Source organism: Galbibacter kalidii, from assembly GCF_026241135.1.
Lineage (GTDB): Bacteria > Bacteroidota > Bacteroidia > Flavobacteriales > Flavobacteriaceae > Galbibacter.
Window position 1 is genome coordinate 54,864 of sequence record NZ_JAPFGA010000004.1, and the last position, 25,953, is coordinate 80,816.

At 39.1% G+C, this 25,953-nt stretch carries 19 protein-coding genes; 11 read left to right on the top strand and 8 right to left on the bottom strand.

Annotated features, from left to right (window positions below; genetic code table 11):
* Positions 1 to 58: 58 nt before the first annotated feature.
* The 4 genes from OOZ15_RS05690 to OOZ15_RS05705 form a co-directional block, all read right to left on the bottom strand.
* Positions 59 to 625 (bottom strand): hypothetical protein, encoded by a 567-nt coding sequence (locus OOZ15_RS05690; RefSeq protein WP_265954981.1) that lies wholly within the window; start codon positions 623 to 625, stop codon positions 59 to 61.
* A 17-nt stretch (positions 626 to 642) separates the two neighbouring features.
* Entirely contained in the window at positions 643 to 1,611 is a 969-nt protein-coding gene (locus OOZ15_RS05695) for a hypothetical protein (RefSeq protein ID WP_265954982.1), read from the bottom strand.
* Between the two features lie 365 nt (positions 1,612 to 1,976).
* Positions 1,977 to 2,276, bottom strand: a complete 300-nt coding sequence (locus OOZ15_RS05700) for a type II toxin-antitoxin system RelE/ParE family toxin (protein ID WP_265954983.1) — start codon at positions 2,274 to 2,276, stop codon at positions 1,977 to 1,979.
* Positions 2,269 to 2,517: a type II toxin-antitoxin system ParD family antitoxin gene (locus OOZ15_RS05705; protein WP_265954984.1), complete on the bottom strand. Its 249-nt coding sequence runs from the start codon at positions 2,515 to 2,517 to the stop codon at positions 2,269 to 2,271. The genes OOZ15_RS05700 and OOZ15_RS05705 overlap by 8 nt, the downstream gene beginning before the upstream one ends.
* A 478-nt stretch (positions 2,518 to 2,995) precedes the next feature.
* Here OOZ15_RS05705 and OOZ15_RS05710 point away from each other — a divergent pair, with 478 nt between their 5' ends.
* Entirely contained in the window at positions 2,996 to 3,346 is a 351-nt protein-coding gene (locus OOZ15_RS05710) for a hypothetical protein (RefSeq protein ID WP_265954985.1), read from the top strand.
* Between the two features lie 234 nt (positions 3,347 to 3,580).
* On the opposite strand, the gene lysS is transcribed toward OOZ15_RS05710, so the two are convergent.
* On the bottom strand, positions 3,581 to 5,275 hold the full coding sequence (lysS, locus tag OOZ15_RS05715) for a lysine--tRNA ligase (RefSeq protein WP_265954986.1): 1,695 nt from the start codon (positions 5,273 to 5,275) through the stop codon (positions 3,581 to 3,583).
* Positions 5,276 to 5,686: 411 nt separating this feature from the next.
* Between lysS and OOZ15_RS05720 the strand changes: the two genes are divergently transcribed.
* On the top strand, positions 5,687 to 5,845 hold the full coding sequence (locus tag OOZ15_RS05720) for a YqaE/Pmp3 family membrane protein (RefSeq protein WP_265954987.1): 159 nt from the start codon (positions 5,687 to 5,689) through the stop codon (positions 5,843 to 5,845).
* 423 nt (positions 5,846 to 6,268) lie between these two features.
* Positions 6,269 to 6,982 (top strand): lipoyl(octanoyl) transferase LipB, encoded by a 714-nt coding sequence (lipB, locus tag OOZ15_RS05725; RefSeq protein ID WP_265954988.1) that lies wholly within the window; start codon positions 6,269 to 6,271, stop codon positions 6,980 to 6,982.
* 161 nt (positions 6,983 to 7,143) lie between these two features.
* Here lipB and OOZ15_RS05730 read toward each other — a convergent pair whose 3' ends face one another.
* Entirely contained in the window at positions 7,144 to 9,588 is a 2,445-nt protein-coding gene (locus OOZ15_RS05730) for a ribonuclease HII (protein WP_265954989.1), read from the bottom strand.
* 370 nt (positions 9,589 to 9,958) lie between these two features.
* Between OOZ15_RS05730 and OOZ15_RS05735 the strand changes: the two genes are divergently transcribed.
* The 5 genes from OOZ15_RS05735 (at position 9,959) to OOZ15_RS05755 (ending at position 20,108) form a co-directional block, all read left to right on the top strand.
* Positions 9,959 to 13,081, top strand: a complete 3,123-nt coding sequence (locus tag OOZ15_RS05735) for a SusC/RagA family TonB-linked outer membrane protein (protein ID WP_265954990.1) — start codon at positions 9,959 to 9,961, stop codon at positions 13,079 to 13,081.
* Positions 13,082 to 13,099: 18 nt separating this feature from the next.
* Positions 13,100 to 14,548 carry a SusD/RagB family nutrient-binding outer membrane lipoprotein gene (locus OOZ15_RS05740; protein ID WP_265954991.1) on the top strand — a complete coding sequence of 483 codons (1,449 nt, stop codon included), beginning with the start codon at positions 13,100 to 13,102 and terminating at the stop codon, positions 14,546 to 14,548.
* A gap of 27 nt (positions 14,549 to 14,575) precedes the next feature.
* The gene (locus tag OOZ15_RS05745; RefSeq protein WP_265954992.1) at positions 14,576 to 15,418 is read left to right on the top strand and encodes a hypothetical protein; all 843 of its coding nucleotides are present in this window, start codon (positions 14,576 to 14,578) and stop codon (positions 15,416 to 15,418) included.
* A gap of 317 nt (positions 15,419 to 15,735) precedes the next feature.
* On the top strand, positions 15,736 to 18,744 hold the full coding sequence (locus OOZ15_RS05750) for a SusC/RagA family TonB-linked outer membrane protein (RefSeq protein WP_265954993.1): 3,009 nt from the start codon (positions 15,736 to 15,738) through the stop codon (positions 18,742 to 18,744).
* Between the two features lie 11 nt (positions 18,745 to 18,755).
* On the top strand, positions 18,756 to 20,108 hold the full coding sequence (locus tag OOZ15_RS05755) for a RagB/SusD family nutrient uptake outer membrane protein (protein WP_265954994.1): 1,353 nt from the start codon (positions 18,756 to 18,758) through the stop codon (positions 20,106 to 20,108).
* A gap of 76 nt (positions 20,109 to 20,184) precedes the next feature.
* On the opposite strand, the gene rnhB is transcribed toward OOZ15_RS05755, so the two are convergent.
* Positions 20,185 to 20,781 (bottom strand): ribonuclease HII, encoded by a 597-nt coding sequence (gene rnhB / locus OOZ15_RS05760; RefSeq protein WP_265954995.1) that lies wholly within the window; start codon positions 20,779 to 20,781, stop codon positions 20,185 to 20,187.
* A gap of 365 nt (positions 20,782 to 21,146) precedes the next feature.
* Here rnhB and OOZ15_RS05765 point away from each other — a divergent pair, with 365 nt between their 5' ends.
* The 3 genes from OOZ15_RS05765 (at position 21,147) to OOZ15_RS05775 (ending at position 24,744) form a co-directional block, all read left to right on the top strand.
* Positions 21,147 to 23,141, top strand: a complete 1,995-nt coding sequence (locus OOZ15_RS05765; RefSeq protein ID WP_265954996.1) for a putative porin — start codon at positions 21,147 to 21,149, stop codon at positions 23,139 to 23,141.
* Positions 23,142 to 23,201: 60 nt separating this feature from the next.
* Complete coding sequence (locus OOZ15_RS05770) at positions 23,202 to 24,290, top strand: aminotransferase class V-fold PLP-dependent enzyme (RefSeq protein WP_265954997.1); 1,089 nt, start codon at positions 23,202 to 23,204, stop codon at positions 24,288 to 24,290.
* 157 nt (positions 24,291 to 24,447) lie between these two features.
* A complete protein-coding gene (locus tag OOZ15_RS05775; protein WP_265954998.1) occupies positions 24,448 to 24,744 on the top strand; it encodes an isoamylase early set domain-containing protein in 297 nt (98 codons plus the stop codon).
* Positions 24,745 to 24,762: 18 nt separating this feature from the next.
* On the opposite strand, the gene egtB is transcribed toward OOZ15_RS05775, so the two are convergent.
* The gene (egtB, locus tag OOZ15_RS05780) at positions 24,763 to 25,911 is read right to left on the bottom strand and encodes an ergothioneine biosynthesis protein EgtB (RefSeq protein WP_265954999.1); all 1,149 of its coding nucleotides are present in this window, start codon (positions 25,909 to 25,911) and stop codon (positions 24,763 to 24,765) included.
* Positions 25,912 to 25,953: the final 42 nt, after the last annotated feature.

The following is a 25,953-nucleotide window of genomic DNA, read 5'->3' on the forward strand; positions in this document are numbered from 1 at the left end:
CCGCAAAGTCGGGAGACTTTGCGGAGCGGGTTTTATTTTCGTTTTGTATAAAATTGTATTAATGTCTATTTAATATTGGGTGTCCATATTCAATGCGCCAGTTCATTTCTAGCATATTAGCATAACTCTCATAATAACTTTTATTGTTCTTTGGTTCTGGTAACTGTTTCAATATATTTTCATTTTTGTTGAAATCAAAATATGAAATTGCCCAATTATCAATGTTAAAGTTATTTCTATTCCTTAGATTTAATGTACCTGTTCTTGGGTCATTGGAAAAAAATTCTTGATTTATACGTCCTCGAAGGTCGTAAGAGCTCTTTTCTTTTACAGTTTTTCCTGAATAACCACCAATACCATTATAGACTACTCGAAAATCATTAACCCTTATATTACAAATGTAATTCAGCTCTTCACGTTCTCTAATAAGCTTTTCTATAGGAACTTCCGCTTTGTGGTTGGGATTGTTTTTTGTCTTTTTTAACTCGCCAAAGGTTAAGTTTGTCCAAATCCAATATATACCTCGCCCTTTTCCCAACTTTGGATTGTTCCTAAATTCTTTTACACTCCAATAATTTTGCAATTGTATTTTGTTTATATCTTCTAACACTTTTTTTATACCCATAACAAGTTTTTGAAACCTTAATTATGTGAAATGCGGACTTTACCTAAAGTTTTATCTTCATTAAATTCAAATCTGTAATCCTGTTCTCCTTTTCTGAACTCAATATAATTACCAATCTTTTGTGTTTTAATTTTTGATAGTTGCTTTTCCACATCTTTTATTGTACTTTGGTTGATAACTAAATCAAAAGGAAGTCCGCTAACAGTTTTACCATTTTTCCCCTCAATTATTAACCAGCCTGTCAACCAACCTATATTGGTTTCTTGAGCATTCATTGCAGTTAAAACCACCCCATTTGTTAGTGTCCAATGAAATGATTTATAGCCAAAGTAATCATCTTCTTCTATAACAGGCTCAACTTTTAATGCTTTTTGAATTTTAGTTATAGTCATTGGGAATTTTATACTATCATCAGAAAAAAACAATTCTTCAATTCCTTGTACATTCCATTTCATTGTATCAAGTGATGGATTGTCACTTAATGGTTGAGGGTTATATATTTCGTTGGGATATTCAGTGATTTCATTAGCCTTTACAGGTCTTTGATTAGCTTTAACTTCGTTATTGTTTGTTCTGTTCTGTTGCGTTACGATTTGTGTGTTATTGATTTCTTTATCAATAAGATAATCCGTTAGTTTTTTTGCATTAACAGCAGACATCCCGATGCTTTGAAATTGTTGAAACACAAAACCTCTCCCACCACCAACACGAAGTACGTTTTGAAAAAATTCATCTTGTAGTTTTTTATTTTTGCATATATTCTCTATCGCTATTTCAATGTCAACAATTGAATTTAATCCAATATTTCGAGCAGATGTTATCATCCAAGCTTTGAAAGCATCATTTCCATATTTGTAGTTAAAATACGCATTTACACAGAAATCCTCTCTAACTTCTTGCGATAGTTGTTTCGTTTGTCCATAAACAGACTGTATTGTTAAAATAATGATTGAAAACATAACAGTCATAAAAGTTTGCTTTTTCATTTTGTATTTACTTTATGGAATTTGAAGCTGTTTCACGGAACATTACCGACTAACTTGTTTATACGTAATATAATTAAGCATATCCACTTAAAAAGTCGGGATATGCGTAAGTTTTATATCTCCCCGAAAATAATTAAATTTAATCTAAGTGTATTACGGAAATCCACAAAACGGGTGTATTTATTGTTTTTAGGGTGGGTGTTTGTTATCTGGGGTTTGGGATTTCTTTCCCGCCCGCCGGCTGGCTCGTTCGCTAAAATAACCCACTGGGTTATTTTTTAACGCTCCGCCCTCCTCAAAGTCGGGAGACTTTTCGGAGCGGCTCGCAAGCCATAGCTTATAGGTGTTGTTGTGGTGTAGTTTTTTTATTCAGTCATCCTATTTTTCAAGTCCATTCGTTCGTGTAAAATTCTGATGACCTCAATTTTACCTTCTGAAAGTGGTTGGTAAAATATGATATGCTTGCCAGATTTTAATCCGAGTAAGTTTTTGCTTATTCCGTCATATTCTTTTCCAACATTAGGATTTTCTCCAATTCCGTTACAAGCAAGTTTTATTGTCGCATAATATTTGTCCGCTTGCTTTTCTGACCATTTTTCAAAAGTATAGTCCCAAATGTCGTTCAAGTCGTCAATGGCTTCCTGTCTCAATATAACTTTAGCCATTTTCTCGTTTTTCGGCTTTTAATCTTTTTAGATTTTCGTCAAAGTCAAAGTCTTCAACCAAAGGACTGTTTAAACCCTCTTGTATTGCATTTCGCAACGCAATTACTTTGTTTTCCTCGTTTTCTAAAAGTCGAAGTCCAGCACGAATTACTTCGCTGACGTTTTTGTATCGTCCAGCAGAAACTTGGCTATTTACAAATTGGTCAAAATAATTTCCGAGTGATATGGATGTGTTTTTCATTTTTAATTAACTTTACTCAAATTTACCTAAAATTGGTAATTTTTCCAAATCACCCCAGCGTGCTTGTGTAAGGATAGTTGTGTGTGCTAGCAGCTAACTTACTAAAAATGGAACATTTTCCTCTGGTTGGATATTCCGTTAATGTTGACCCCCAAAGTCGGGAGACTTTGCGGAGCGGGTGTTTTTTTAACGCTCGGCCCTGTTGTGAAAAGAGAGGAAGTCGGGAGTCGGGAGTTTTTGGGTTGGTGTTTTTTAGTTGTGGTTTGGGATTTCAAAACCCTCCGTCTTCAGTTCTGCTATCGCAAAACTGAATCCACCTCCCTTCGCCACAAGGGAGGAGCTGTGTTTTTTGCTTTGTTGTTTATTTATAGATTGTTTTGACGGATCTATGGTGAATGTAAAAAAAGGGGAAAACACCCTTAAAATTACATGCTTTTACCTCTGTTTTACTGTGTGTATGTGTTATAGTTTTGGCAGTATGAACAGTTTATCTTTAATCGTCGAGAATATTAAAGCAGATACCCAACTGAAAGAAGTGGAGTGTGACGGGATTTTAATCCCGATCTACGGACATCTCATTTGCACCGGGGAGTCGCACCGGATGATCGTTTATTTTGTAGACAGACAACACACCTTTTTGCCTTCCAAATATATTGAAGAGCATAAACTGGCCGTTAAATTCGTTTCGCACAAAGAAATGGACGGCTATTTTATGCTTACTAAAATAAAGGAGCCTGTTTATGCCTATCTAAATACGGTACATCCTGAACTGAATTGCTTATCGGTCAACGAACCGGTAAGGGAAACGTATTATCAATTGGCCCATTAAGTGGTCGTTGAAACTGTGTAATGATTTTTTTGTTTGGATAGTAGTTCCAGTTTTTGTTTGAGTGAAAAGAGGTTGTCTAAAAAGCCCTGAACAAACTTGATTTGTCACCCTGAGCTTGTCGAAGGGTAGTCGAAGACGCATTGATAATCAATTAATGATGCTTCGACAGGCTCAGCATGACATCTGAGTTTATAGCTTTTTAGGCAGTCTCTTTTATGTGTTATTTTGTTGTTGTTACTTTACCACCTCCACAAATAAACCATCATCGGTTTTATTCACTTTTGCCAGTTTGTGCTTGGTAAGGCCTTTTATGGTCTTGTCCCATTTTTTGTTGCTTAGCTCTGATTGTGCTTTCAAGTCGGATAAGGGCATGGGTTCTTGTTTTTTCAGGAGGTCAAAAACCATTTTTTCTTCTTCGTTCAACGCGACGTCCAATTTTTTCTCCGGACGCATTTGCGGGAAGAACAACACTTCTTGAATGGACGAGTTGTTGGTCATCAACATCACCAAACGGTCGATTCCGATTCCGATTCCCGAAGTAGGGGGCATTCCGTATTCCAAAGCGCGAAGGAAATCCTGATCGATAAACATGGCTTCGTCGTCTCCTTTTTCTGAGAGTTTCAGTTGTTCTTCAAAACGTTCGCGTTGATCTATCGGGTCGTTCAACTCCGAATAGGCATTGGCGAGTTCCTTTCCATTGACCATGAGTTCAAAACGTTCTGTCAAAGCCGGATTATCACGGTGTTCTTTGGTAAGCGGACTCATTTCTTTGGGATAGTCGGTGATGAATGTCGGCTGGACGTAATGGTGCTCACATTTTTCACCAAAGATCTCATCGATCAGTTTCCCGATGCCCATACTTTCATCAACAGGGATATCGAGTTTTTCGCATACGCCATGCAATTCTTCTTCATTCATTCCCGCCACATCATAACCGGTGTGGTCTTTTATGGCTTGAAGGATAGGCACACGCGGGTAGGGCGCTTTAAAGTCGATTTCATTATCGCCTACTTGCACTTTCGAACTTCCGTTGGCATCCACAGCTACTTTTTCAAGTAATTCTTCGGTCATACTCATCATCCAGTTGTAATCTTTGTAGGAAACATAAAGCTCCATCACGGTAAACTCCGGATTGTGGGTTTTGTCCATTCCTTCGTTACGGAAATCCTTGGAGAACTCATACACGCCGTCAAAACCGCCCACGATAAGTCTTTTTAGGTACAATTCGTTGGCGATTCTCAGGTAAAGCGGAATGTTCAACGCATTGTGGTGGGTGACAAACGGCCGTGCTGCCGCTCCCCCCGGAATGGATTGTAAAATCGGGGTTTCCACCTCGATATAGTCACGCTTGTTAAAGAAATCGCGTATGCTGTTTGTTATCTTGGTTCGTTTTAAGAAAGTCTCTTTTACATGCGGATTCACGATTAAATCCACATAACGTTGTCGGTAACGCAATTCCGGGTCGTTAAACTCGTCAAACACTTTTCCTTCGCTGTCTACTTTTGGCAATGGCAACGGACGAAGGGATTTGTTCAGCACCGTAAAGTTCTTCACCATCACAGTCATTTCGCCTACTTTGGTCTTGAAGAGTGTTCCTTCAATACCGATAATATCACCGATGTCGAGTAGTTTTTTATAAACGTCGTTATAAAGCGTTTTGTCTTCACCGGTACAAATTTCATCCCGGTTAAAGTACAACTGAATACGCCCTTCACTATCCTGCAACTCAGCAAAAGAAGCCTTCCCCTGGATACGTCGGCTCATCAATCGTCCGGCAAGCACCACCTTCTTGTCCTCCTCAAAAGTTTCCTTGACCTTTTTAGAGGTATGGTCAACCGGATATAAAGCTGCCGGATACGGGTTAATGCCCAATTCACGTAGCTTTCCAAGCTTTTCCCTGCGAATGATCTCCTGTTCTGAAAGTTGCATAGTCTGTCTTTTGCGTTTTAAGCTTGCAAATTTACATGAATTTTTTTTCATTAGAAATTCCAAAAAGCTAATAAAATTTTATTGGTCTAAGTTGTGGGTTTAAACCCCTGCCCCCGAACCGTCGGGGTATTGCAGTTGCTTTTAGTTTCTATAAATTATAGCCACAGATTCACGGATATATTTAACTCCCCTCCTTTGGAAGAGTTGGGGGGGGAAAGCATTTGTGAATTAGTGGCAAATAGACTTTCAGTTCACTGCAATCCCTCCCTCGAAAAGTGTAACAAAATGAGGAATATGACGTCATATAAATAAATCATCAATTATATTTGTCATTTACCTTGGCCTTGTTCCGATGTAAAATACCAAATAATAAAACCCACTTAGTGGGATCAGTCAAAAAACAAATCAAAAATGAGTATCTGGAGAGTATTGCTTTCAATTTTATGCCCGCCTTTGGCCGTATTGGACAAAGGTTGCGGTTCTATCGTTATCGTATTTATATTATGGCTTTGTGGGTGGATCCCCGGAGTTATCGCTGCACTTATTATTTTAAATAATCCGAATAGGTAGAAGAAGTTTGTTGTTTTTGACCAAGAACCTCCTATTGTACGTCCCTGATATGGGTTGACCACATATATTATAGGTCTTAATTTAAAGTTACTTAATAATAAAAACAAAAAACGGTTCCTCCCTTCAGACGAAGGGAGGTGGATTCAGTTTTGCGATAGCAGAACTGAAGACGGAGGGTTTTGAAATCCCATGTCATTGGTATAGAACAAATGCTCGGTGATTTAACCATAAAGCTTGGGCTTTCAAAACTCCCCTTTCTCCGCCGTTGGCAGATTCATTCCCCTCTTCGTCTGAAGAGGGGAGCTGTTTTGATAACTAATGAAAGAATATTATAGATTCAAAAATGGTCAACCTTATTTAGGGATATACTGTACTTCTAATTTCGTATTTCGTACTTCTAACTTCCTTCGTATCTTTGTCCCTATGAACAAAGCTGTTGAGTTACAGGATTTAGGTTATAAAGATTACAAGGAAACCTGGGATTATCAGGAGGAGCTTTTTAAAGGGATTTTGGATATCAAAATTCAAAACCGGCGTGAGAATACGGATAAAGAGACGCCTAATTATTTCCTTTTTGTAGAACATCCACATGTGTACACCTTGGGAAAGAGTGGCGATATCGATAATCTTTTGCTAAATGAAGATCAATTAAAAGCAAAGGGGGCTACTTTTTATAAGATTAATCGCGGGGGTGACATTACCTATCACGGCCCCGGACAGATCGTAGGTTACCCCATCCTGGATTTGGACAATTTTTTTACCGATATTCATAAATACCTCCGCTTTCTTGAGGAAGTCATTATTCTTACTTTGGATGAATACGGTATCAAAGCGATGCGTAGCGAAGGCGAAACAGGGGTGTGGATCGATGTAGGAACTCCTTTTGCCAGAAAAATTTGTGCGATGGGCGTGCGGGCTTCCCGCTGGGTAACTATGCACGGATTTGCTTTGAATGTCAATTCCGATTTGGGGTATTTCGACAATATTATTCCGTGTGGGATTAGGGGAAAAGCTGTAACATCACTCAATGTAGAGCTGGGAAAACCCGAAATTCCGGTGGAAGAAGTAAAAACAAAACTGTTAAAGCATTTTAAAGCACTTTTTGAAGTGGAGTTTTTTGAAAGGGAAAAAGTGTAGATTAGATGGTAGAGGGTGTCTAAAAAGACTGTTTACACAAATTGTCAGTCTGAGCCTGTCGAAGACGATTTAATTCTCATTACACTTCGACAGGCTCAGTGTGACAAAGGTTTTAAAGACTTTTTTAGACACTCTCTTGCTATGAAAGAGCCTGCCATTTATTAATTCATTTTATAGCAGATAATCGAGTTTTCATCACCAACAGTTACAATCTCTGGTTTTTTATCATTGTCAATATCGGCCATGTCGATGGCAGAATCACCATAAACAGGGAAATTCTTGATCATTTTTGCGTTGCTGTCATATAAATACACCTGATGTGTCTGCCTGTCGGTTACGGAAACGTATATTTTGTCGTTGAGATAAAATATTCTGGGTTCGGTGTAGATGCCGAAATCCAATGTAGCTTTGTTCTCTTTGACAGTTAAGATATTTTCAGAAACCGTGGCCAGGGTTTTGGTGGTGGCATCTATCCTGTGTTCATCTTTCAGTCCTAACTCAATTTTGTTGATACCTCCTTTTTGATCAATTTGGATCAGGTCTCCGGAAGAGTTTGTTGTTGTAAATCTTCCGTTATAGAGATATACCTTGTTACCCGAAAAGTCAATTTTCCCATTAAGTTTGATCCTGACACTCCCCGTACGGTGAAGAATATCCAATTTTCCGTCAGATTCCTGCATCACAATATAATCTTTGTTCCCAATGCGGATATGCTCGGGTGGGTTGATCAATGGATTTTGGGTTTTCTTTAATGTAAATCCGCTAACGATAGAGGCGTTGCGGTCATACATTTTTATTTCGTTCCCCATCACGACAAGGAAGCGGTAATTTTTGTTTTTGTCATAATCAAAAACAGCCAAAGGTTGCGTAATGGTGTTTTTAAAACTCAGTGGAAAAGGCGGAACATCTTTTCCGTTCCTGTCAACGATCATCAATTTGTCAGCGGTGGTGAAAGCAAGTTGTAGTCTTCCGTTTCTGTAGAGGTCAACCTGGGTGATATCACCTTTTATTTTGCTGTCCAGTTTTTTCTTCCAAAGCACTTTTCCTTCAGTAGAAATAAGATAAAGATTGTTATCGGCATCCTGAATAACGATCTCCTTTTTCTTGGTGTGGTGATTCAAAAGAAATTGTGGTCTTGTAATGGGTTCGGCATCCAGTGTCGTATTGTACATCTGGGTAATGAGGCTGGAGCTGGTTGTGGAAGTGTTTGCTTTTTTCAGCAATGCATGAAAATGTGCAAAATCACCTTCAGCTATATATTGAACCGCTGTAAACTTATAGTCTTTAAAATCTTTTTTAGCAATTCCTTTACTGAAGTCTTCAGAGAGAATATTGTTGTTGTCTTTTAGTTTTTCGAGATTCCCGACAATTAAAACTGAAGATTCACCGGCAAGTTCACTTCTTAAATTTTTATAGGTGAGTAGTTGTGACAGGGTTGCATTGTTCTGGAAGTTGGAGATGATGTCTTCCAGCACCTCACGATTTTCAGTAAAAACATAGAAATCACCAATTTTAGCTACCAGGTTTGTGGGTAGTTGCCCCACAATTTTTGAAAAATTGGTAGTGATCAGCTCGTCTGTGTTGAGTTGCCAGATGGTTTGATCCCGATAAGAGCTTTTTCCACTCACATATTTTTGAAGGATATCTTCAAATTTAACCTCCTGAGTGGTTTTGACAGCGAAGACTTGAGTGTCGTTGAAGCTTATTTCAGCTACTTCCGTACTGTTAAAGAAAAGGGAATCACTTGGTTTTCCCAGTTTTTCGGCAAGCTTTTCTTCTAATGGATATGATACAAAATAGGAAGTGTTGAGCGGAGTGATATCGGCAATACTACTAGCGCCCGGAGCGGTGTATTTAAGAATATTCAACGTGTTATTGATGGAATCACTCGCCACGGCAATACCGTTGAGTTTGATGTAATCTTGAGCAATACTGGAATCGAAGGAGGTCCAATCGTTGAATTTGGTCAGTTTTTTGGCAAAAGTGCCGGAAAAGACATTTTCAAAAAACGAATTCCCTTTTTTGTGATTGATAAAGATGTTTGCCGGAACATTTTCCTGAGCTACTTGATATAGCTTAAGTAGTTTTTTATCGGTATAGTCCGCACCGTTATTTCTTATCAGGTTTTCTATGATGAGTTTTGATGAAGATCCTATAAAGTGATCGTCGATGGAAGTACTGTATATTTTTTTATCCCCAATGGACAATACTTTTATAGAAGCATTTTCATAAGTCAGGGTTTCAATTTTTCGATCGGTTGTAGAATCAATGGCAAATAGTTCGTTGTGGTTTTTGGTGATAAAAGTATAGTCGAAAGCATTTTTCCCAATTTCATTAAAAGCCAGAAGTGAAGTTCCATTCGGGTTCAGATACTTTAGGGAAGAAAGCAGGGACTGTGAATTTTTATAAGGACCGATGTTTTTTAATTCTTTCAGGAAATTATTGTTGATGATCTCACTTTTGAAGGCTTGGTAGTCATTGATCTTGATAACTGATGTAGCGTTAAGCGGGGTATAGGAAACAAGTCCGTTATCACGAGGGGTAGGTTTTTCACAAGCGTGAATAAGAAAAAGGACGATAGGCAACAACCAAAAATATCTTTTCATCTGTTATTTTAATTATTTCTTCAAAGTCATCCCGTCCCGATAATAACGAGAGAGGTCAACATAAATTGCCATGGTTCATTCTATCATAAACCAAGAAGCTCAGCACAAAAATATAATTTAATTGTCAAGTGGCAATTTCAAAAAAATAATCGAAATAATGTTAAAAAATAGGTTTGTGATAAAAAATAAGTTGTTAAATGTGAGAAATTATGTCAAAATGATATTATTTTAACTTATTAAATATTTAATATGTAGAAAATATGTCAATAATAAAGATTTTTTTTAAAATATTAATATTTATAAGTGTTTTTATTTTTATTATTAAGAAAAATTTAAGATATTGCATATGGCTAATTCAAATAAATTAAAGATGAGATTAAAATTTACTTGGTTGCTAACACTGTTCTCGGTGTTAGTAATGCAGTTTTCTTTTGCACAGGAAAAAGAGGTTACTGGAATTGTAACCGATCAGGACGGCTTGCCGTTACCGGGTGCAAATGTAACTGTAAAAGGAACAACAACAGGAACACAAACAGATTTTGACGGAAACTATTCTATCTCTGTTGCTACAGGAATGACTTTAGTCTTTTCATATGTAGGTCAAACAACACAGGAAAGGGTAGTAGGTGCTTCGAGCACGATTAACGTAACCTTACAAGAAGATGCTGAGGCATTGGAAGAGGTGATAGTAACGGCTCTGGGTATTAGGAGAGAAGAAAAAGCCCTAGGTTATTCTGTACAAGGAATCGGAGGAGAAGACCTTACCGAAGCAAGGGAAAGCAACTTGACCAATGCTATTAGTGGTAAGATATCCGGTGTTCAGGTAACTGCCACTTCTGGTAGTGTAGGTGCCTCTTCAAGGATTGTACTAAGAGGAAACTCTTCTATTACAGGTAATAACGAGCCGCTCTATATAGTTGACGGTGTGCCTATTGATAATACCAGTTATGGTAACGCAGGATCTGGCGGTGGTGTCGATTTACCAAATGGTGCAGCAGACATCAACCCGGATGATATAGAATCCATATCCGTGTTAAAAGGACCTAACGCCGCTGCCTTGTACGGATTAAGAGCAGGTAATGGTGTGATTGTAATTACAACAAAAAGGGGCTCAGCTGGAAAAAAATTCAGTGTATCTTTAAATACCAATGTGACTTTTTCCAATCCTCTAATCCTGCCGGACTATCAAAACAAATATGGCCAAGGTGGTGACACCAGTGGTTTTGAATTTGTGGATGGTGCCGGTCATGGTATTGGCGATGGAGTTGACGAAAGTTGGGGGCCGCCCTTGGACACAGGTTTAAGTTTTGTCCAATGGAACTCACAGTTGCAGGGAGGAGGGCCATTGCCGTGGGTTTCCTATCCGGATAATGTTAAGGATTTCTTAGATACAGGAATCAATATAAGCAACAACTTGTCTTTAACTACTGAGAACCTGAGGCTGTCAATTGGTAATAGTGAAGAAAAAGGTATGATTCCATTTACTGAACTCAATAAATTTACTGTAGGTTTTGCTGGCAATTTAGAATTAGGCGATCAGTTTACTGCGGGGCTTAATGCTAATTATTTCAATGTCGATAGCGACAACTTACCAATCACTGGGTACAATAACGAAAACCCTTTCCAACAATTTATATGGTCTGCCAGAAATGTTGATTTTCAACAATTGAGGGATTGGAGGAACTTTCCCCTGGCTCCTGAGGGTACAGCAGCCGCAGGAACTCCCTTGAACTGGAACCACAACTTCCAGAACAACCCATATTGGGTACTCGAGACCAACAGGAACACTCTTGAAAAGGACCGTTTGGTAGGTAATATAGACTTGAATTATGATATAAACGATTGGCTGAGTTTAAACACCAAATTAGGTGCTGATTTCTACAGTCAATTTGAAACCAGGCGCAAAGCCAAAGGAAGTAACGGTGCTCCAGATGGATATTATCTCCAAATCCAAAGACGTTTTGAAGAGATTAATGCCAGCTTCTTGGTAAGTATGAACAAAGACATTACTGAAGATCTTTCATTTTCGCTTAATCTGGGAGCGAATCACATGAACAGAAGGTACAACAGTACTCTGGGGGAATTGCCCGCGCTAGAGCTTCCCGACCTATACAACCTGTCTAACTTACAAACAGGATCTACAGCACGTTTAGACAATGCTGAACAGAACCAAAAAATTAACAGTTTATACGGTTATGGTCAGCTAGCTTATAAAGGCTTCTTATATGTAGACTTTACCGGAAGAAACGACTGGGCTAGTATTTTACCCATTCAAAACAACTCCTTCTTTTACCCCTCTGTTTCAGGATCATTGGTTCTTTCTGATGCATTTGATTTGGGAGAAAATATCGATTTACTCAAACTAAGAGGAGGTTGGTCCAAAGTAGGTAGTACAGGAGCGCTCGATCCCTACAGTATTAATGCGACATTCAACTTGACTAATACAGGTTTTGGTAACCAGGGTTCTGTACCAAACACTCAATTTAACCCTGATTTAAAAGCGGAAACTGTTACCGGAATTGAATTTGGTCTTGACGCTAAATTTTTCCGAAACAGATTAAGGTTCAGTGGTACTTACTACGATCAAAAGAGTGAGGACCTGTTAGTACCTATTCAAGTGTCCGCATCAACTGGTTACACCAGTGTATGGGACAACATTGCAGATATGAACAACAAAGGGGTTGAAATCCAACTCGGAGGTACTGTATTGAGATCGGATGATTTTAGTTTTGACATAGATCTGAACTGGGCTATAAATGACAACCAAGTCACCTCACTAGGGGAGCTTGACACTTATATCCTAGGTGGCCAATGGGGAGTTACCCTGGAAGCCAGACCTGGAGAACCTTATGGTGTAATCGTCGGTAGAGATTTTGAAAGGACCGAGGATGGGCAAGTCATCTATGAAGATGGTTTACCGCTAATCGACCAGACCGCACAGGTACTTGGAGACATTGCTCCAGACTGGACCGGTGGTGCCAACTTTGCTATTAGGTATAAGAACTTCGATTTTTCAACGCTGATAGACGCCAAGATAGGCGGTGATATCCACAGTATGACTTATGCTTGGGGTAGATATGCCGGTACACTGGAGGAGTCCACCATAGGAAGAGAAGACGGTTTGGTAGGAAATGGAGTGATGTCTGACGGAAGCGGAGGATATGTTCCAAATGATGTGATTATTCAAGCCAAGTCATTTAACCAGGCTTCGTATAACAACTCTGTTGAATCAAGTGCTGTCTTTGATGCTTCATACGTAAAATTAAGACAGGTCACTTTGGGCTACAGTATACCGTTAAGGTTATTGGAGAACACACCTGTGGAATCGATTAAATTTTCTGTAGTAGGTAGAAACCTAGCAATATTATACAAGAAAGCGCCACATATTGACCCCGAAACAGGGTTTAGTAGCTCTAATGGTGAACAAGGTCAAGAATTCGGTCAATATCCTTCTGCAAGGAACATAGGTTACAACATAAGCATAAAATTCTAATAGGTTAAAAGATATATCATGAAAAGAATTAAAAAAATATTGTTTGCGTTATTCAGCCTCGCATTGATCACAAGCAGTTGTGACAAAGACTTTGAGGAGCTGAACCAAGACCCGAACAACTCTACGGCACTTCCTGCCCATCTATTACTGGGCTCCAGTCAAAGAATATACACCAATGTGTTATATGGTGTTTTAGGAGGTACAGGAGGTGATATGGGAGCCATTTGGGCTCAACATATGACCAAAGTGCAGTATAATGATGAGGAAAGGTATGTACCACGTAGAGGTGTAATTGATAATATATACAATTCTATTTACTCTAATGTTGCTTCTGAAACCAACGCCATGTACAATTTGGCTGCGGAGGAAGAAAACCAGGTACTTCAGGGCGCTGCCTTAGTAATGAAAGGCGTTGCATTCCAAACTTTAGCGGAACTTTACGGCCCCGTACCTTTTACCGAAGCATTAGACCAAACCATTTTAAAACCCGCCTACGACGATGAAGCAACAGTTTTCGAGGGGGTAATTGATCTGTACACTCAAGCAGCCGGCTTGCTAGGCTCAGGCAACGGATCCATTGAAGCAACATCAGACCTCTATTACGGAGGGGATGCCTCCCAATGGAGAAAGCTTGCCAATTCGTTAAAATTCAGAGCCTTGATGAGGATTTCTTCAACGCGGGATGTGAGTTCAGAATTACAAGCCTTAGTTAATGGAGGGCAACTCTTTACCTCTAATGCTGATAATGCACAATTACCGTATTTAGAAGCTTCACCAGACGCCAATCCATTTTATGAAACCATCGTTTTTGGTTCTAGGTTGGAATACAAAATAAATTCAGCATTGACTGACCTTATGGAGTCTTTGAATGATCCAAGGTTGGAAGTTTATGCAGGTGAGAATGTTGACGGAGATATTGTCGGTAAGCCGTCCGGATATGGTAGCCCAACAACGCTTCCAAACGAGGATCTTGGCTATACCTATGCTAATATTTCCGGTTTGGGTGATTTTTATCTTGACCCTACTTTGCCGGGGGTGTTGATGTCGTATTCACAGCTTAACTTCTTAATGGCTGAGGCCGCGAATGAAGGTTATATTTCGGGGGGCACAACTCAAGCCCTTGAGTATTATATGGAGGGAATACAGGCCAGTTTTGATTTTAATGGTGTTGATGCTTCCACATACTTAGCTCAGACAGATATAAGTTTTTCCTCACAAGCTGAAGCGAGAACTAAAATAGGCCAACAAGAATGGTTAGCATTGTTCGGGCAAGGTTTTGAAGCATGGACAGAATGGAGAAGAACCAAACTTCCAGCATTAAGTCCTGCCATAGAAGGTGCTCTTAATCAAATACCTTCTCGATATTATTACCCTACTACCGAAGTTTCTTTAAATAAAGACAACTACGATAGTGGTGCGCAAAGAATAGGAGGAGATGAATTAACATCTGCATTATTCTGGCAGTAAATTTTAGACTTTAAAAAACAGTAAAAGATGAAAAATATAACATATATAATTTTTGCTTTATTCATATTATCCATCCCGATGTCATGTGTTGATGATGATAATGATGAGTTAACGGGTAATGCGGCAACTGGAGGTGTCATGATTGATATTAAATCTGACTCTGAAGGACAATTTTTAGGATCACCTGAAAGTGGGGTTGACCTAAGCGAAGCTATGGTGGATGTCACTTCAGCCAGTCTCCATTTGGTGATAAACCAAGTTTCGGGCTCACTTGAAGATGTTGAAAAACTAGAGATTGTCAAATCTCTTAACGGAGGGGAAGAAAGTCTTGTTTCCGAAACCACATCGCTTCCTTATACTTTAGATTTAAACTCGATTGGGGATTTACTTTCCGGAACAGGTGTATCTGAATCTGATTTAAGGATTGGCGATCAACTGGCGTTTAAGATCAAGGTGTACAAAAGTGATGGAGATATTCTTTCCTATGCCAATTCTATAGGAGTGTTTGCGATGACTTTAAACTGCTCTTATGACCTTGCGGGCACTTATACCATGTCCAATACATATTGCGAGAGTCTGGAAACAGTTACTATTTCGCAAAATGCAGATGGAACATGGTATGCTTCAACTGCTGACGGAGGTTTGTTGCAGTTCTGTACTACAAACACTTCATTGCAAAATGACGGTAATTTTTCAGTTTCTTGTGGAGGTGTAGTCCCTCCAAGCGATGATGTTGCCTTCTGCGGTAGTAATGGAATTGGATGTATTACTGGAGGTACTTGGGATCAAGAGACCGGGATTTTGATTTTAGAGCACAGTGACGCATTCTTTGATGCTGGGAATTATACTTCGACTTATGTCAGGCAATAAGATTTAAAATGAACCACCAAATAAATAAAGGTCGTCTAACAATATTTAGACGGCCTTTTTTTCCTCCCTTTTGCATCTCTACATTGATTATTTCTTTATTGTAAAAAGGAGCCGATAAGTTTCTTTTAAGCTAGGCTTACTTTTATTAGTGTCTAAAATAGAATATTAAATGATTTTACTAATGAAAACAATTAAAAGTAAAATTTTAAGTAATTTTTAATACTATTTTGGTAAAAAATAACATTTTGAAGCATTTTTGTTTTTGTTGTTAAGAAAAATTTAAGATATTCGGTGTTGCTAATTCAAATAAATTAAATATGAGATCAAAAATTACTTGGCTACTAACACTGTTTTCGGTGTTGGTAATGCAGTTTTCTTTTGCACAGGAAAAAACGGTTACTGGAAATGTAACTGACCAGGATGGTCTGCCGCTTCCTGGTGCGAACGTAGTAGTAAAGGGTGCCGGCACAGGTACTCAAACAGATTTTGATGGTAACTACGCCATCAATGCTGAATCAGGACAAACTCTTGTTTTTTCCTATCTTGGAATGGTAAGTGTTGAAGAAATTGTAGGCTCCAACAACACTATTAGTGTTCAGCTAAGTGAAGATGCACAAGCCCTTGACGAGGTTGTAGTTGTAGGTTATGGTACGCAAAGCAAACGTAAATTAACAGATAATATCGCTAAACTTACAGCTTCTGACATTGATGAAGTACCAACCCCCGGCCTACAGAATTCACTTTCAGGTAAAGCTGCTGGGGTGCAGGTGACACAAACCAATGGTAAAATTGAAAGTGGGGTTTCCATTCGGATTCGAGGAGTTTCCAGCATTGGTGCAGGAGCTGAACCTTTATACGTTCTCGATGGAGTGCCGCTAATCAATGATAACGAATCAAACAACGGATCACCTACCAATCCACTGCTAACCCTGAGTTCAAACGAAATTGAATCGATTGATATTCTAAAGGATGCTTCTGCATCGGCAGTGTACGGATCCAGAGGAGCCAACGGAGTTGTGCTTATTACCACCAAAAGAGGAAAACAAGGAAAGGGCACCCTATCTATTAATTTGTCTCAAGGCTTCAGTCGCCCTACCAACAAAAGAGAGTTTCTCAATGCCTCCGAATATGTAGAGCTACTTACGGAGGCCGCAGTCAATTCTATGGGGCAAGAAGACGGAACCGCTTATATAGAAAGTTTCTTTGACACATATTCTGCTGGTACAGACTGGCGTAATAACGAAGTAGACACGGACTGGCAATCTCTCGCCTTTCAAAATGGCTACACTACAGATGCCGACGTTTCCATGTCAGGCGGAAATGAAAAAACAACGTACTTCTTCTCAGGGTCATACAACAACACCGATGGTATTGTAAAAGGGAACGAACTCGAAAGAATTACCTCCCGGATAAATGTTACCCATAAACTGTCCGACAAATTTACTGCCGGTGCCAACTTAAGTTTTTCAAGAACAGACATTGATAGAATTGCTAACGACAATGCTTTTGTAACACCATTACAAGCTATTGCACAAGCCCCAATATCACCAGCATTTTTAGATAATGGAGATCCAAACCCGGATACCATTTATGCTAACTTCCTATTACAAGATCGACATGCATACTACAATACTGTAATCAGAAGGGTTACCGGTAGAGCTTTCGGGGAATATCAATTTTTGCCATTCCTTAAATTTAATTCCGACTTCGGTTATGATCTTTACTATCAAACAGAAGACTCCTTTACAGGAAGACTGGCTCCGTTTCAATCTACAAATGGAGAAGCTTACGCCTCTTCTTTGGGAACAGAATCATATGTTTTTAGTAACTACTTCACCTTCTATAAAAACATCAACAACACTCATGATATAGAAGTTGTTGCAGGGACAGAATTTAACAAAACCAATAGAAGGTTTCAAAGTGTGACAGGAATTGAATTTCCTACAGATGACTTCCAGACCATCGACAGTGCTGCGGAGATAACAGCAGGAAGTGGAAGTACTTCAGGAAATCGATTTGTTTCTTATTTTGCCAGAGCAACCTACTCTTTTTTGGACAAGTACCTGATCAAAGCAAGTATCCGTCATGATGGTTCTTCTCGTTTTGGTAGGAATGTACAATTTGGTACTTTCTCCGCCTTCTCTGCCGGATGGATCATTTCAGAAGAAGAGTTTCTACAAAATTCTGAAGTTTTATCTTTCTTAAAGCTAAGAGCTAGTTGGGGAGAAACCGGAAATGCCAATATTGGAAACTTTGCGTCGCGAGGACTGTTTGGCGGAACCTCATACAACCAACGTCCTGGTATATCACCAAGCCAAGCAGAAAACTCTCTGCTCACATGGGAAAATGTAACTCAAACCGATTTCGGTATTGAATACGGTTTTCTAAATAATCGTATTTCTGGTGAAATTGATTATTATATCAAAGAATCAGATGGCCTTATTTTTGACACTCCCTTGCCTGGCACTTCAGGGCAATCCAGTATCCAGAAAAATATAGGCTTGATGGAAAACAAAGGGGTTGAACTTGTTTTGAACACCAAAAATGTCCTAACCGAAAACTTTAAGTGGAATACCAGCATTAATATCGCGAAGAATGATAACCAGGTAAAATCACTACCTAACGAAGGCGCCGATATTATTACCGGAAGATCAATCTTAAGAGAAGGTCAGCCTATTTCGGCATTTTACCTATTGGAATATGCAGGAGTTGATCCGGAAAACGGAGATGCCTTGTTTTACACCAATACTGAGAATGCTGACGGAAGTCTTAGCAAGGAAACTACTAACGACTCGAACCAAGCAAGCAGAATTATTGCAGGAAAACCCTATGCAGAATGGATTGGAGGTTTAACCAACACCATTACATATAAAGGAATTGATTTCAGTTTTACATTCCAAGGGGAATGGGGAGCCAGCATCTATAATGGTGGTGGTATTTACCAAACCGCTAATGGAGATTATTTCGACAACCAGACCAGGGATCAAATGAGAAGATGGCAAAACCCAGGAGACATTACTGATGTTCCTCAAGCCCGTTTGTTTGGAGGAAATGGAGTCACACATTCTACCCGATATTTACAAGAATCAGACTTCATTAGACTGAGAAACCTGACACTAGGCTATACCTTGCCAGAACAAACCATAGAAAAAATGGGGCTTAGTAAACTACGTGTATACTTCACAGGTCTCAACCTATTAACTTTTACAGATTACGATGGGTACGACCCTGAAGCTCGTAGCGATGCCGGTTCTGGTGCCGGAGTTGATTTTTATTCAGCACCTGCAGCATCCACATATTCTATTGGTGTAAATATTAACTTTTAATGAAACGTATTATGAAAAGATATAACCTTACAGGGATTCTGGTTTTGATTATCTTATTTGCTTCATGCGAAGATGAACTCAACCTTGAACCCGCTCAATCAATTTCTGTAGAAACAGCGCTTTCCACTTCGGAAAACATACAGAACATCCTTATAGGTACTTATGCAGAAGCAGGGCAATCTGATTCCTATGGTGGCCGCCTTCAAATGCTTTCAGACCTATATGGATTTACAAGTCAAGCTTCGTGGAATGGTACCTTCCAACAACCCAGAGAAGTTTTCAATAAAAACATATTGACCGACAACAGCTTTATCAGGGACTACTGGTTGAACTCGTACGAAGTTATAAATCAAGCCAATCTGGTAATCGATCATATCGACATTGTTGAAGCCGAAGTTCAGAGCACGGTACTCGGAGAAGCAAAATTTATTCGCGCCCTTGCTTATTTTGATTTGGTGAGGCTTTTCGGTAGTCAATATGTAGCCGGACAGCAAAACAGCCAGCCCGGAGTTCCTCTTTCCCTAGAAGGGATTATCGATTATTCCGGAGATTTAGAACTCCCGAGGAGCAGTGTTGAAGAAGTATACATTCAGGTTATTAATGATTTAAACGATGCTTATGGGTTATTACCTGCTACAAATAGCTTCTTTGCCGATAAGTATTCAGCACAAGCGTTACTGGCCAGAGTCTATCTTCAACAAGGAGATTATGCAGGTGCCAGAGATACAGCACATGATGTTATTGAAAATAGTGGGCACGCTTTAACCGGTACCTATGCAGCTGCGTTTAATAACGATGTTGATTCTTCCGAAGACCTGTTTGCCTTTCAGGTAACCACCCAAGGCGGGACCAACCAACTCATTGTTCATTATGCAGATCAACCCAACGGAGGAAGAGGAGATGATATCACTGTCAACGACGAATACCTCGCCATGTTTGATTCGGCTGATGATGTGAGAGCTTCATTCTTTTATCCCAGTGCACAAGGAGGAGGAAGACTGACATCCAAATACACCAATCAATACGGAAACATCACACTTGTCCGTCTTGCTGAAATGTATCTTATCAGAGCTGAAGCTAACCTAAATGAAGGAACATTCATCGGCAATAGTCCTGTTGACGACATTAATGAAATCAGAATACGGGCTAATGCAGAGGCTTTAGCTGCCGTAACCCTTGACGATATTCTTTTAGAAAGGGAGTTGGAATTGGGCTTTGAAGGTTTCCTAATCCATGACCTAAAAAGAACCGGAAGAGCAGTAGGAACAATTCCTTCGGATGACAACAAACTCATCTACCCTATTCCGCAAAGAGAAATGGATGTAAATTCACTTCTTGAACAAAACCCGGGATACGGTTTATAAACTCTCTAACATATTAAATTTGACAAAGGCTGCCTAATTTCAGGCAGCTTTTTTTGTTATTGGTTGGAATAGAAGATCACAAATCAAACTTCAACTGCTCAGGCAATAACCGAAAAGATTTTCGGTGGTATTTGGTGATACCATATTTTTTTATGGCTTCCCTGTGTTCTACTGTGGGGTAACCCTTGTTCTTTTTCCAATTATACATAGGAAACTCTTCATGGATCTTTTCCATATAAGCATCACGATAAGTTTTTGCCAAGATAGATGCTGCGGCAATACTCAAATATTTACTGTCCCCTTTTACGATACATTGATACGGAATATCCAAATAGGGTTTGAATTTGTTTCCATCAACAATAATATACTCGATAGCAGTCTGTAATTGCTTCAAAGCTTTGTGCATTCCCAAAATGGAGGCGTTCAGGATGTTTATTTCATCTATTTCCACAGGAAAAATATGGGCAACACCAAAAAAAGAGGCCTCTTCTTCGATGATGGGCTTTAGTAGATTACGTTTGCGTTCGCTTAGTTGCTTGGAGTCGTTAATGACTTTATTTTCAAAATCAGGAGGGAGAATAACGGCAGCGGCCGTCACGGGGCCGGCCAAACATCCTCTTCCGGCTTCGTCGGTGCCGGCTTCAAGAGGGTATGAAGAATGTGATTTCAGCATAAAATAGAATCAATGTAGTTGTAAAAATAGTAAAAATTAGCTCTTCTCTATAAAACTCTTCAAGGGTTTCAAACCCTTGAGGGGCTCAACTTCTCAGGGATGTAAAATTTTGGCATTTGGCATTTGGCATTTGGTGCTTGGAATTCGTGATTTGAAAATTTTAGCACTTTTACTTGAAAAATCTCCATTCCACAATTTCAAACTTTTATTTTCGTTCAAATACTGTACTTTTGTTTTTCAAATAAAAATGGATGAAGTGTATTAACTCACGAAGTGAGATTTTATATGTTCCGACGCTTGTGTCGAAATGTTTTTTAGGTTTTCTGCCTAATATCTCGTGGGCTTATCCCAAGAGGGTTTGTTTTTTGTTAGTCTTTTTTGCGTTTGGTATTGGGTTCACCAATGCGCAAGACAAACCTATTCCTGAGCTTGATAAGGATACGGTTCCTGAAGTTGTTAACGACACAACCCTGGTTGCTGCCCAAAAAAGAAAACAACCAAAAAAGAAGAAAGGGAAAGATGGCGAATTTCCTATTGAAGATTATAAAATCATCTCTTATGCAAGGGATACTACACATTTTGATACAACCCTGACCATACAGAAAGAATACAAGTATAATTACCTTCGGAGAGACGATTTTGAATTGCTTCCGTTTGCCAATGTGGGACAGACGTACAACGTACTAGGGGTGCGTGTAAAAGAGTCGAGTTTTTATCCGAGAATGGGGCAGACGGCCAAGCACAATAACTATATGGAGGTGGAAGATATCAAATATTACAGGGTGCCCACACCAACAACCGAACTTTTCTATAAAACGGTTATGGAGCAAGGACAGATCCTGGATGCGATGATCACATTGAATACTTCCCCGCAACTCAATATGTCCATTGCCTATAAAGGAATGCGCTCTTTGGGAAAATATAAAAATATCTTGTCAAGTACGGGGAATTTCAGATTTACTACCAGCTACCAGACCAAAAACGGACGGTACAGAATGCGATTGCATTATGCAGCACAAGATATTTTGAATGAAGAAAACGGTGGATTGGCCGTTCCGGAGCAGTTTACCGGGGAAGACGATGAGTTTGATGACCGTTCCCGTATTGATGTGAAGTTTGAAGATGCTGAGAATTTCTTGTTGGGGAAACGTTATTTTCTGGATCATGAATTTTTTATTGCCAAACAACAGGATTCTTTAAAAAATTATGGCCTTTCGTTGGGACATATCCTCACTCATGAAACCAAGACGTATGAGTATCGGCAAAATGGGGCGAATGCTTATTTTGGAGATGCTTATCAAACCTCAAACCTGAATGACAAAGCAAAACTGAGAACCACCACCCATCAGTTGAATTTGAACTACAGCAATAAAATCACCGGAAAGGCTACGTTTTTGGTGAACTATTACAAATACAATTACTTTTTCAATAGTTTGGTGATCTCAGAGGAAGATGTGATTACCAATCAGCTTCGGGATAATGAAATTTCCCTCGGGGGGAAATGGTCCAAACGGATAGGCGGATTTTCATTGGCGGGCGATTTTACCCAGAATATCGTTGGCGATATGGGAGGAACGACTTTCAACGGAAAAATGGAATATCAGTTAAAGGATAATTTAAATGTGAACGCATCCTTACACTCCTCGTCAAGGATGCCTAACTTTAACTACCTCCTTTATCAAAGTGATTACAAAGAATACAATTGGCAAAATACCGAGAATTTTGAAAAGCAAAAGATATACACCATACAAGGAGCGATCAGCCATAAAAAATGGGGGAGTGTGGATGTTGCTTATACCGTAATGGACAAATATGCGTATTTCAAGGAAAGGATCGATCAAGGGGATTCGCCCTCTACAACAGAGGATGATGTACAATATGTAGATCCTATGCAGTTTCAAGGCTCTATTAATTCGATGAAAGTGAAATTCAGCAATGATTTGCACTTTTTACGCCGATGGGGACTGGCCAATACGGTGATGTTTCAAAGCGTAAGTCAGAGTGAAAACATTTTAAATGTGCCGGAGATTGTGACTCGAAATACACTTTACTACTCCAATCATTTGTTTGACAAAGCACTTTACCTACAAACAGGGGTAACGGTGAGATATTTCAGTAAATATTATATGAATTCCTATAGCCCTGTTTTGGGAGAACTCTTGATTCAGGACAGGGAAGAGATCGGGGAATTCCCGATGATGGACTTTTTCATCAATGCAAAAGTACGCCGTACGCGCATTTATCTAAAAGCTGAACACCTCAACTCGTTTTTCTCTGAAAACAACTATTACAGTGCACCAAACAATCCGTATCGCGATTTTATTATTCGTTTTGGAGTAGTCTGGAATTTCTTTTCTTGATATAGATGTTGTGGCATTCTAAAACGTGTCTTACCTTTAGGGAATCAATCTAAAAGGTTTATGACAATAGAAAAATTCACCAATGACTTTCCCTTAGCAAATCACTCAACCTATTTAAATACCGCAGCATCCGGTTTGATGTATGAAAGTTTGATGGAATGGCGGCAAGGCCAGGATATTGATTACCTGATAAGTGGAAGCAAACTCAGGGATTCCGCCGGAAAACGTATTGAGGAGATACGCAAAACCGTTGCCGGTTTTTTTGATGCTGATGTTGAAAGTACAATGCTTGTTCCTAATTTTTCATTCGGATTAAAAACATTTGTGAATGGTATCAATAAGAAGAAAAAAGTACTGCTGCTGGAGGAAGATTATCCTTCTGTGAATTGGCCTTTTTTAAGCGGGGGATTTGATAAAGTGTCTTTTGTAAAGGTCGATCGCGATCTGGAAAATAGGATTGAAGAGGCTTTTAAAACGGATGAACCTGACATATTTGCTTTTAGTATTGTACAATACATCAGTGGTGTAAAAATAGATCTCAATTTTATCAAACAACTGAAAAAAGATTATCCCGAAGTGATTTTTTTAGCTGATGGAACTCAATATTGTGGAACAGAAGCGTTTTCTTTTAAAGATTCGGGGATCGATGTGTTGGGAAGCAGTTGCTACAAATGGTTGCTTTCCAGTTATTTCAACGGATTTATGCTGTTTTCTGAAAGGATGAGCGAAATGCTTTTTCCTGATTCTTTTGCGTTTGAACCACTACCAGAGCCATTTTTGGAGGGAAAAAACCACTTGATGTATCATTTTGAGCCGGGACATCTCGATACCTTGACTTTGGGGAGCTTGAATTTTTCCCTGCAACAATTCAGCACCATAGGAATGGAGGTTATTCAGGATTACCTCAAAGAATTATCAGTATATGCCAAAGAACGTTTGAGCGAGCTGAAGGTCATCTCCGAGGAGGTTTGCAGTAGAAAGGAGCATTCTACCATATTCAATTTGGAGATTGATAATAAAATGGTTGGAGCCATGAAATCGAGGGATATTATTTTTTCCATGCGGGGCAAAGGTGCCAGAGTAAGTTTTCACATCTATAACAGCAAAAAAGATGTGGATAAATTGGCTAATATCCTGAAACACCAATAGCGTAGCATTTTTTATTCATAGCCGTGTATTTTTAAGTATTTGAAGTTTTGGTTAAGGCTGTTTTAATAAAATGATAAATAGTTGTTTTTTAGTTGTTTATGCTGATTTTATAACTTAATTTTGAGAGGATAACCATTAAATCAAATACTTGAGAATTATGGCAATTATGAAACAATACTTAAAGTCAAGACCAGTGTGTAAGGTGACATTTACTGTGCCTGCTAAAGAAGCAAATGAAGTGGTCGTTGTAGGCGATTTCAACAACTGGAATTCTAAAGAAGCATGTTTAAAAAAGCTGAAGAACGGCAATTTTAAAGGAACTTTTGAAGTGCCGAAAGACATGACTTATGAATTCCGATATATCATAGACGGAACATACACCAATGAAGCCGAAGCTGACGCATTCAAATGGAATGATTATGCTGGTACTGAAAATGCGGTACTCTACGTGTAGATCAACCGTATGATGTTATCATTTTGCAAGCCTGATACCGGTAAATTGCCATCGAGAATGTGGGTGAAGGAAATTCCTGTAGGTATAACGGGTGAGGCTTTTGGAGGTAACAACAGAACCGCCTCGTAATACCTTTTGGTTGACCATGAATTTTCCCGTCCGCTCTTTTAAACTACCTTGGTTTTTTTTGTATTTTGGATAAGGAAGATAAGCGCTTGCCGTCCATTCCCAGCGTTTTCCCCAGTCAAAATAATCTTGTGCAGTTTCCCATTCGAATTCCGTTGGCAATCGTAAACCGCGCCATTCGGCATAGGCAAATGCCTCATAATAGGAAACATGGGCCACAGGGGCTTGAAGATGGAGTTTTTTTAATCCTTTGAAGGTGTATTGATGCCATTCGCCATCTATTTTATGCCAATACAAAGGGGCTTCAATCTGGTTTTTTTTGATCCATTCCCATCCTTCTGCATGCCAAAAATCAAAATTGGAATACCCACCATCATTGATAAATTCCAAATATTCTTCGTTAGTGATGAGTTTGTTCTTGATTTTATAATTGTGAAGATATACCTTGTGCTTGCCCAATTCGTTATCAAAACAAAAGTCTTTGGTAGCATGGCCTATTTCATAAATGCCTTTTGGTGTTTTGATCCACTTTGATTTCTGCTTTTCGATCTTATTTTCTTCAAAAGTTTCAGAAAATACAGGAAATAAAGGATTAGTCCCCAGAATGTATTTGATATCGGTAAAGAGCAATTCCTGGTGTCTTTTTTCGTAGTGAATACCAAGCATCACCAATTCTGCTACTTCTTCGGTTAAATAATCGTCCAGAAACTCAGAAAGATAATTGGTGACATGGTCCCTGTAGGTATAAACTTCTTCAATAGAAGGGCGAGTCAAGTTCCCGCGACCTGTTTTTGAAAGATTTTGATAATCACTTTTAAAAATGTTACTATACTGCGGATTGTATTCAGTATAATTTTCATCAAACTTCTTCAGGACAAATTCTTCAAAAAACCAAGTGGTGTTTCCCAAATGCCATTTCGGAGGAGAAACAAAGTTAGCCGATTGCGCCACGTAATCTTCTTGTGTTAACGGAGCACAAATTTCTTCGGTGGTTTGTCTTGTCTGAAGAAAATCATTGATTATTTCATTGGTAACGATCATGAATTTCGTATATGCTGTTAGTTTGACAGTTAAAAGTAATGA